This window comes from Helicobacter sp. 10-6591, assembly GCF_003288805.1.
Lineage (GTDB): Bacteria > Campylobacterota > Campylobacteria > Campylobacterales > Helicobacteraceae > Helicobacter_F.
Genome location: NZ_NHYK01000008.1, coordinates 59,712 through 67,956, shown reverse-complemented (window position 1 = coordinate 67,956; position 8,245 = coordinate 59,712). Strand labels below are relative to the sequence as shown.

Annotated in this window: 11 protein-coding genes; 9 read left to right on the top strand and 2 right to left on the bottom strand. The window is 38.1% G+C overall.

Annotated features, from left to right (window positions below):
- Window positions 1–551, bottom strand: a 551-nt coding sequence (locus CCY97_RS08220; protein WP_258456964.1) for a S8 family serine peptidase, incomplete at its 3' end; no start/stop codon positions are given.
- Window positions 552–646: 95 nt separating this feature from the next.
- On the opposite strand from CCY97_RS08220, the gene CCY97_RS08460 reads away from it, so the two are divergent.
- The 3 genes from CCY97_RS08460 to CCY97_RS08215 all read left to right on the top strand — a co-directional run bounded on the left by CCY97_RS08460 (window position 647) and on the right by CCY97_RS08215 (window position 1,323).
- Entirely contained in the window at window positions 647–811 is a 165-nt protein-coding gene (locus CCY97_RS08460) for a hypothetical protein (RefSeq protein WP_258456965.1), read from the top strand.
- Window positions 812–903: 92 nt separating this feature from the next.
- Entirely contained in the window at window positions 904–1,098 is a 195-nt protein-coding gene (locus CCY97_RS04055) for a hypothetical protein (RefSeq protein ID WP_112064207.1), read from the top strand.
- Between the two features lie 78 nt (window positions 1,099–1,176).
- Window positions 1,177–1,323 carry a hypothetical protein gene (locus tag CCY97_RS08215; protein ID WP_181562808.1) on the top strand — a complete coding sequence of 49 codons (147 nt, stop codon included), beginning with the start codon at window positions 1,177–1,179 and terminating at the stop codon, window positions 1,321–1,323.
- Window positions 1,324–1,646: 323 nt separating this feature from the next.
- On the opposite strand, the gene argB is transcribed toward CCY97_RS08215, so the two are convergent.
- Window positions 1,647–2,525 carry an acetylglutamate kinase gene (gene argB / locus CCY97_RS04045; RefSeq protein WP_112064205.1) on the bottom strand — a complete coding sequence of 293 codons (879 nt, stop codon included), beginning with the start codon at window positions 2,523–2,525 and terminating at the stop codon, window positions 1,647–1,649.
- Window positions 2,526–2,634: 109 nt separating this feature from the next.
- Here argB and CCY97_RS04040 point away from each other — a divergent pair, with 109 nt between their 5' ends.
- From CCY97_RS04040 to mrdA, 6 genes are all read left to right on the top strand, one after another.
- Window positions 2,635–3,570 carry a D-2-hydroxyacid dehydrogenase gene (locus CCY97_RS04040; RefSeq protein ID WP_112064204.1) on the top strand — a complete coding sequence of 312 codons (936 nt, stop codon included), beginning with the start codon at window positions 2,635–2,637 and terminating at the stop codon, window positions 3,568–3,570.
- An 81-nt stretch (window positions 3,571–3,651) separates the two neighbouring features.
- Window positions 3,652–4,926 (top strand): hypothetical protein, encoded by a 1,275-nt coding sequence (locus CCY97_RS04035; protein ID WP_112064203.1) that lies wholly within the window; start codon window positions 3,652–3,654, stop codon window positions 4,924–4,926.
- Window positions 4,927–4,939: 13 nt separating this feature from the next.
- Window positions 4,940–5,512 carry a DedA family protein gene (locus CCY97_RS04030; RefSeq protein WP_112064202.1) on the top strand — a complete coding sequence of 191 codons (573 nt, stop codon included), beginning with the start codon at window positions 4,940–4,942 and terminating at the stop codon, window positions 5,510–5,512.
- Window positions 5,513–5,533: 21 nt separating this feature from the next.
- Complete coding sequence (locus CCY97_RS04025) at window positions 5,534–6,040, top strand: N-acetyltransferase (RefSeq protein ID WP_112064201.1); 507 nt, start codon at window positions 5,534–5,536, stop codon at window positions 6,038–6,040.
- Window positions 5,989–6,468 (top strand): hypothetical protein, encoded by a 480-nt coding sequence (locus CCY97_RS04020; RefSeq protein WP_146744498.1) that lies wholly within the window; start codon window positions 5,989–5,991, stop codon window positions 6,466–6,468. The genes CCY97_RS04025 and CCY97_RS04020 overlap by 52 nt, the downstream gene beginning before the upstream one ends.
- Window positions 6,452–8,233 carry a penicillin-binding protein 2 gene (gene mrdA, locus CCY97_RS04015; protein ID WP_112064199.1) on the top strand — a complete coding sequence of 594 codons (1,782 nt, stop codon included), beginning with the start codon at window positions 6,452–6,454 and terminating at the stop codon, window positions 8,231–8,233. The genes CCY97_RS04020 and mrdA overlap by 17 nt, the downstream gene beginning before the upstream one ends.
- Window positions 8,234–8,245: the final 12 nt, after the last annotated feature.

Genomic DNA, 8,245 nt, shown 5'->3' with positions numbered 1-8,245 from the left:
ACAGTAATCCACGATCGGAGACTCTCATCATAGCGAGGGAGCATGGATTGGATGTTTGGACTTACCATACCTTCATTGCCAGCAGCAAAGACTATCATTGTCTGTTTATCACGCGAAAGTTGCATAAGTTCTTTTTCGTTTGTGGTATCACAAGTAGGACAAGCGGCACCAGTATAATACGAATTAACATAATTAATAATATTTAAAGGCGAGATATCTTTGTATTTATCGTTAGCTGCAGATATTTTCGCGTTTTTGATTTCGGTATCAATAAATGGATAGACGTTACTTCCCCAGCTATTATTTAAGATTTTCACATCATCCTTATACCAGAAATAACTAGAGATCCTCATTGGTGCAGGTGCGCTAGCGCCTGGACTCTGTATCGCACCGATATTATATGCATTAGCATTATGTGCCACACCAAAATATGTACCATAGCTGCCTATGGCTATCCCAGCAACATGACTTCCGTGCAAATCACATACTTCTCTATCACAGTTCTTGAAATTAGGTGTATACTGTTGGTTATTTGATCGGATTTTGTAGATGTCTGAATCCAGAATCTTATCTTTTAAGTAATTATGATTGTCATTGATGGGCGTATGACGGAATGTAAGATGCTTTGTGGCTAGGTTGCAACTCTGTGTCAGATTTGTATATCTCTGTAAGCGAGATTGACTCTGTAGGATTTGACTACTATGCGTTTTTAGTTGATCACGATGGCGAGACTGTAGAAGAAAAAATGGGTTTCTGCGAGCATAAAAACACTCAAGAGCTTGAAGACTCTTTACTAGAGCTTCTAGCTTAATATAAAGGAGCTTAAAATGGTAATGGAGGTTCAAGGTTATTGGACAGATTTAAACGGAAATAAGTGGAGTAGGAAAAAATACACCGAAGAAGATGCAAAAAAAGCAAGCGAGTCTTTATCAGATTGCTACAATTGCTATAACTGCAAGGAGTGCACAAACTGCACTAGATGCCACGGCTGCAATGATTGCCATTATTGCACAGATTGTATTTTATTATTTGATTGTCAAGATTGTCAAAAATGCATCTTATGCAGACATTGCAAAGGGTGCAAGGAGGAGTGTGTAGATTGCCATTATTGCACAGATTGCGAAGATTGTGCATATTGCACTAGATGCAAAGGGTGCAAGGAGTGCGAATGGTGCTATGACTGCACTGATTGTTGGAATTGTCAAGATTGTTCTGATTGCGAAAATTGCAGAAAATGAACAAATTGCAATGGTTGCAAAAGAGTGTAAAAATTGCAAATACAGTAAGAATTTAGTTAATTCCAAAATTTTCTTTATATTTTGATTCCAAGCTTCTTTGGTATTTATAATGCTATGTGAGTAGCTGTTATTGAAAGTATCCGCATGTACCAGTGAAACGAGAGAAACCAAAACAAAGCTAAATGCACTATATTTCATCAAAGAAGACCGCTATAGAGTAGAGATAAGAGGGCATTGGTTAGATTCGTAAAATCGCTTATCTCTTGATAAGGCATGGAAAGCTACATGAAAATTCCCACCAATCTATGGCAGCTTGATATTTTTCTCATACCAAGACTTAGTTTTGTGTAATTCTTGGTTAAGGATTTGGTTTATTTGGCTGGGTTTATCTTTACACAAAAGATTGCATCATTTGAGAATCTGTGTGCCTATACCCTTTTTGGTAAAAAGCTCTAAGAGCAGTGAGTGTTTTATTCTTCCGTCAATGATGTGGGCTTTTTGCACACTGGATTCTACACACTCTACACAAGCCTCGAGTTTTGGAATCATGCCTCCACTTATAGTACCTTCCTTTTTTAATTGTGTAATACCTTCTGGATTAAGAGAACTTAGGAGATTCTTTTGCTTATCTAATACCCCTGCAGTGTCTGTAAGAAAAATAACCTTTTGCGCATTCAAAGCTTTAGCAATCTCACAAGCAGCAATGTCAGCATTGATATTTAAACCGAGATTCTCTTGTTTGTCTTGCTCTATATCCACTGCAATTGGCGCTATGACAGGGATAAATCCATCGTCCATAAGTTTATGCAAAAGCTCGCTTTGCACTTTGGTGATTTCGCCAGTGTAACCAAAAGCGCCATTGTCTTTTTTCTTGGCTTGTAGCATAAGCCCATCTTTCCCACTTAGGCCCACTGCTTTAGCTCCATGTAAGTTTAAAAACGCGCTGAGTTCTTTGTTGATTTCTCCACTTAGTACCATTTCTACGACATCCATACATTCTTTGCTGGTGATTCTGTATCCATTTTTGAATACACTTTCAATATGCAGCCGTTCCAGCATTTCATTAATTCTCTTGCCCCCGCCGTGTATAACGATTGGCTTAATACCCACCATATAAAGCAGTACCAAATCAAGTGCAAAACTTTCTTTGAGTTCTGGGGTGATTTGTGCTGATCCACCGTATTTGATTACGATCGTATTGCCACGAAACTCTCGGATAAAGGGTATAGATTCTAAAAGAATCTGCGCGACTTTTGCGTGTGTTTTGAAAGCGGATAGATTTTGCATGAAACCTCTTGGTGATGGTTTTGGTAGCAGAGTTTTATCGATTATTTATATTGATGATTATACCATTGCGCTTGCTCTTACAATTAGGATGCTTATTTAAGGAGAAACAATGAAATACAACATAGTGTTGTTAGATTCTGCGACTTTGGGAGAATGTGATTTGGGTGTATTTGAGTCTTTTGGGACTTTTACACATTTTACTAACACTACACATAGCGAAGTGCTAGCAAGAGCAAAAGATGCAGACATTATCATTACAAACAAAGTCGTGCTGGATTCCGCGATTTTAAAAGAACTACCAAAACTGAAGCTTATTTGTATCGCAGCTACAGGCATGAATAATGTTGATTTGGAGTGTGCAAAACATCAAGGTATAGAAGTGAAAAATGTCGAGGGATACTCTAGTAGTGCAGTAGCTCAACATACGCTTATGCTTGCTTTGAGCTTTTTAGGTAATCTTGCTTACTATGATAGATTTTGCAAAGGTGGAGATTGGAGCAGAAGCAATATTTTTACGCATATTGGCGCGCCAATTACTGAGCTTGAAGGCAGAGAATGGGGTATTATCGGTTTTGGTAGCATAGGACAAAGGGTAGCAAGTCTTGTCCAAGCTTTTGGGGCAAATGTGAGCTATTTTTCTACAAGCGGTAAAAATACTAATGTTTCTTTCAAGCGCAAGGATCTTGATGTATTACTTAGTACGAGCGATATTATCTCTATCCACGCTCCACTTAATCAAGCAACGGCTAATTTACTGCATGCACAAAATCTCACCATTTTAAAAGATCATACGATCTTGCTTAATATGGGACGTGGTGGGATTGTTAATGAAAATGACATAGCTAAGATCCTGGAATCCAAAGAAATTTACTTTGGGACAGATGTCCTCTCACAGGAACCCATGGAGCGAAACCATCCATTTTTGAATCCAAAAATAGCCCACAAACTCATTCTAACCCCTCACATAGCCTGGGCATACGATAAAGCGAGAATTCGCCTTCTGAAAGGAGTTGTAGATAACATCAGAAGCTTTGTCTCCTCGTAGGATTTACTACAGCTTAAGTCTATAATATATATAATCAAAGCCCTTGTTGGTTTGCTATTTCGTTTGAATAAGGGAGAGTAGGTGAGAAAGCTTTTTGTATCTTTAGCTATGACAGGAGTTTGGGCTGGTGCAGTGGAAATTAGTAGTAAGCCTTTTGGTTACCTTACGAGTATGTATAACTCACAGCCAAACGCTTTTGGATTCCAAGTAAGAAATGGCATAGAGTTTAATTTCGATGAAAGTGGTATATATGCAGGGCTTGGTGCTATAGGTTTATGGGAAATCCCTACAAATAGCGATTCTTTTAGTGTAGGTGATATTTCAGATGCCTATTTCAAATACAAAAGAAGTATCAAACATAAAGATGATCCTAGAGAAACATTAGAAGTAGCTATCGGGCGATTTAATAGTGATTTTATGATGAATGACTGGCTTGATGGCAATATGCAAGGGATAGCAGCGCGCTATTGTGTATCTGATCTTTTTAATTTGTATGGAGCCTGGGTGGATTCTATGCTTGGCACAGGGTATAAGCAAGGACAAATAGGCGCAATCAATGGAGTGCAATTAGCAGGCCTCACTCCATATTCTCAAGCTTATAAAAAAGCTAATATCGGTGGCGAAGTTCTTATGGTCGGATTGAATTTCACCGACAGATCAAAGTGGCTTATTGATGTTTTTGGGTTGCTAAACACCAAATTACCTGGGGGTATTGTGAGCTACTCAGATTCTACTCATGGTGTTGTGATTAGCAACAAACCCCAGAGAATCTTAACCCAAGTGGGAATGAGTGCTAGCTATCGTTTTGAGCTTGCTGAAAACTTTGATGCCAAAACCGTACTTCGCGGCATTTTACAATATGGTAATACTGATGGTCGCGATGCTAATAAAACCGGTGAGAATGCGAGTTTCTTGCTTTGGGGTGATGAGCAGGTTCATATTTTTGATGGTTTTTATGTGGGTGCTGGGGTGCATTATATAGGTGGCAGAGAGGGTACAGGTGGAATCTGGGCACTGACAGATTCTACGCGCTATTATGGCAACACTCTAGGGCGTGGCAATAATCTCTTAACAGGTGTAGCGCCTTATTTTTTGAATAACACCATCACAGCTTACTTTTATAGTGGTATGGATTACAACAATATAAAAATCCATGCACTTATCTCATTTTTAGACTATCAAGAAATCCATCTTTTGGCACAAGGACAGGTATGGAGCGGGACAGATATGCATTTAGAAGTCGGTGGGGGCTTTGTGAGCTACAAAGCAAAGAACGTCCAATGGAGCAGTATTAGCACTCTCAAACGCAATGTTTCCTCAAATAATTTTATAGTATTTGCTCGATTTGCTTATTGAATAAAGGTTTTGTATGCAAGAGGTGCTAGATAACTTAGAATCTTGGGGTTATCTGCTTCTTTTTGTTTATTCTTTTTATGGTGGATACGTAGGGCTTATCGCTGCTGCTACAATGAGTTCTCTTGGCAAAATGGATATTATGCTTTGCATTATTGTTGCATTTGTGGCAAATACTATTGGTAGCTCACTTACAGCATATCTTTCAAGACATTATAAAAAAGATATTTTGCCGTTTTTCTCCAAGTATAAGCGACAGATTGCACTCACACAGGTTTGGATAAAGCGTTATGGCAAAATTGCTATTTTCGTTAGTAAATATATCCATATCGTGCGATTTATAGTGCCTGTAACCATTGGCATAAGCCGCTATAACTTTAAGAATTTTCTCATACAAAATGCATTTGCATGTTTGCTTTGGGCTATAGTCGTGGGGTTTGTTGCATTCTCTGCGGGAAATATTGTGCGTGAAATTTTAGAATATCTTAATGTCAATCCATATATTGTGCCTGTAGTGGTAATTTGCTGGATTATTTTTGTTGCATTTTTGGCAAAAATTCTCAGCAAAAGAATCAAGAAAAATCTCTAAGAATTACTCAAAGGATAGAATTTGGCTTTTTTGATTGAAAAACCTACTTTGGCTGATATTGGGCAAATGCAAGAGCTTGTCAAGGGTGAAGTAGAGCGCGGAGTGATTTTAGAACGTAGTGTTGATGAGATAGCAAATGCCATTAGGTCTTATCATATTGTGCGAGAGGAGATTGCACAATCTAAGGCAGCAAAGAATCCAAGAAGCAATCATAAAGGTAAGATTATTGGATTTTGCGCATTGTATATATATTCAGCTACATTAGGAGAGCTACGCTCACTTATTGTCGATAAATTACATAGAAACAAAGGCATAGCAAGCGCGCTTATAGAATCTGTAAAAAGGGAAGCCAAAGAACTTGGGCTGACAGAAATTCTCGTGCTAACTTATCAGGAGCAGTTATTTCAGAAGTTGGGCTTTGTTATAATCGACAAAATGCTTTTACCAAACCAAAAAATATGGGCGGATTGTATTAAATGCAAACATTTTCCAATATGCAACGAAGTGGCTCTTATCGCCAAGCTGTAAAAAATATCTTTTTTTTTGCTTTTCTTTTCATATACCAAAGTTTGGTAGGGCTTGCAACATTCTTACCGCCATTGCTTGGGGTATTTTTTTTGCTATTTCTTTTTTACGATGACAAGGACGATTTTTGGCATTTCTGTGTGGTATTAGGCATACTCTTTGTGATTGAGGCATTTAATGCTATTCCGTTGGGTTTTTTGGTGCTGCTTTTTTTGCTTTTACGCTATGTGATGATTCTGTATTCTCATAAATTCAGTTTTACACGTTTTCTTTGGGTGATTGAGATTATTTTGGTGTATGTCGGTTTTTATTGTCTGCTTGTGGTATCTAGTCGCTTTTTAGAATTTGGCATTGAGCTAAGTCCTCTTATTCTTTTGTACTACCTGGCTGTCGAGATTATTATGGTTGGTATTTATGAGCATTCGCTTTAAAATCATTATTGGTTTTTTTACTTTTGTATGGTTGGTTGTTGCTATCCGTGTTTATATTGTGAGTATCATCAACTATAACTATTATGATAAATATGCTCGAGACAATGTCACAAAGGTTGAGGTACTTATGCCAATACGGGGTGAGATACTCGATAGGAATAACGAACCCTTAGCGATTAATGAGATTGGATTCTCTATTGCACTTGCTCCGCGACTAAAACTTGATGTTGTAAAAGAGCAAATCGAGCTTATTACAACGCATTTGCCATTTCTAGATTCCCAGAAAATACTAAGAATCTACAAAAACGCCAACTCATCTTATAACCATTCACCAATAATGGTGGCCAATTTTCTTACTTATAGACAAATAAGTCATGCTTTTAGTTACTTCAAATTCAGCCCTTATATTTTTATTGCACCTTCAAGCAAACGTTTCTATCCAAATTTTTCTTCTGCATCGCATGTTATAGGCTATATTTCAAGAGCAAGCCAAAAAGATATTATTGATAATCCACTCTCACAGCATACAAAAGTTATTGGCAAGACTGGTATCGAAGCACAATATAATGAATTCTTACAGGGAAAGGCAAGTTACCGTAAGACTCAAATAAACTCACTTTACAAAGAAATTAAAGTGATAGAGGAAGGTTCATTGCCTCGTCAAAATAATCTCAATCTTACAATTGATTTGCGCTTACAGGAATTACTAGATTCTGAGTTTAGCAACAAAGAGGGCGCTGGTATTGTGATGAGTGTAGAAAATGGAGAGATACTAGCAGCAGGGAGTTACCCCGAATACAACTTGAATGATTTTGTGGGAGGCATTAGTGTCCCAAAATGGAAAGAGCTATTAGAAGACCCTCATCTACCATTGGTTAATAAAATAACTTCTGGGCAATATCCCCCCGGTTCTGTTGTGAAAATGGCTATGGGATTGGCATTTTTAGAACATGCAGATGTCAATGAGAATACCATCGTAGAGACACCTTGTTTTATCGAAGTGGGTGGGCGCAAATATAGAGATTGGAAATGCGGACACAATAGCGCTGATATGTTTAAGGCCATACGTTCATCAGTTGATGTGTATTTTTATAAGCTTTCTTTGAAAACAGGGATCAATAATATTGCCAACATACTCTTTGATATGGGTTTTGGCGAAAAGACTGGAATCGACTTACCAAACGAATCCAAAGGAGTCGTGCCTACACCTGAATGGAAACTCAAGATCAAAGGCGATAATTGGGTAGGTGGAGATCTCATCAACATTTCTATTGGTCAGGGTTATTTTTTGGTGACACCAATCCAAGTTGCTCGTTATACGGCTCTTATAGCCTCAGGCAAGCTTGTAAGCCCACATTTTGCTAAAAACTTTAATGACACACAAAAAAAGTATCCAAACCAAGATGTGCTAAGCGATCATGAGAAAAGTAAATTGTGGGTTTTGCGAAAAGGCATGTATGAAGTGTGTAATTCCCCAGATGGTGGGACAGCTTATTGGCGTACAAGAGGCGCAAAAGTAGCCATTGCATGTAAAACAGGTACAGCACAAGTTACAGGGATTCCGCAAGATATAAAAGTGCGGCTAAAGGAATCTGAGATGGATTATTTTGAGCGATCACATGCATGGATTACAGCATTTGTGCCTTATGAGAAGCCAAAATACGCCATTACGATAATCATCGAACATGGCGGAGGTGGAGGAAATGGAGGCCCAATACTTGTAAATCTTGTCAATAAACTTTACGAGCTAGGGTATCTGAAATAGGAGAATAGATGC

Coding starts and splice junctions, on each gene's coding strand:
- CCY97_RS04030 (WP_112064202.1), top strand. CDS start 4,940: ATGCAAGAGGTGCTAGATAACTTAGAATCTTGGGGTTATCTGCTTCTT.
- mrdA (WP_112064199.1), top strand. CDS start 6,452: ATGAGCATTCGCTTTAAAATCATTATTGGTTTTTTTACTTTTGTATGG.
- CCY97_RS04020 (WP_146744498.1), top strand. CDS start 5,989: ATGCAAACATTTTCCAATATGCAACGAAGTGGCTCTTATCGCCAAGCT.
- CCY97_RS04055 (WP_112064207.1), top strand. CDS start 904: ATGCAAAAAAAGCAAGCGAGTCTTTATCAGATTGCTACAATTGCTATA.
- CCY97_RS04040 (WP_112064204.1), top strand. CDS start 2,635: ATGAAATACAACATAGTGTTGTTAGATTCTGCGACTTTGGGAGAATGT.
- argB (WP_112064205.1), bottom strand. CDS start 2,525: ATGCAAAATCTATCCGCTTTCAAAACACACGCAAAAGTCGCGCAGATT.
- CCY97_RS08215 (WP_181562808.1), top strand. CDS start 1,177: ATGACTGCACTGATTGTTGGAATTGTCAAGATTGTTCTGATTGCGAAA.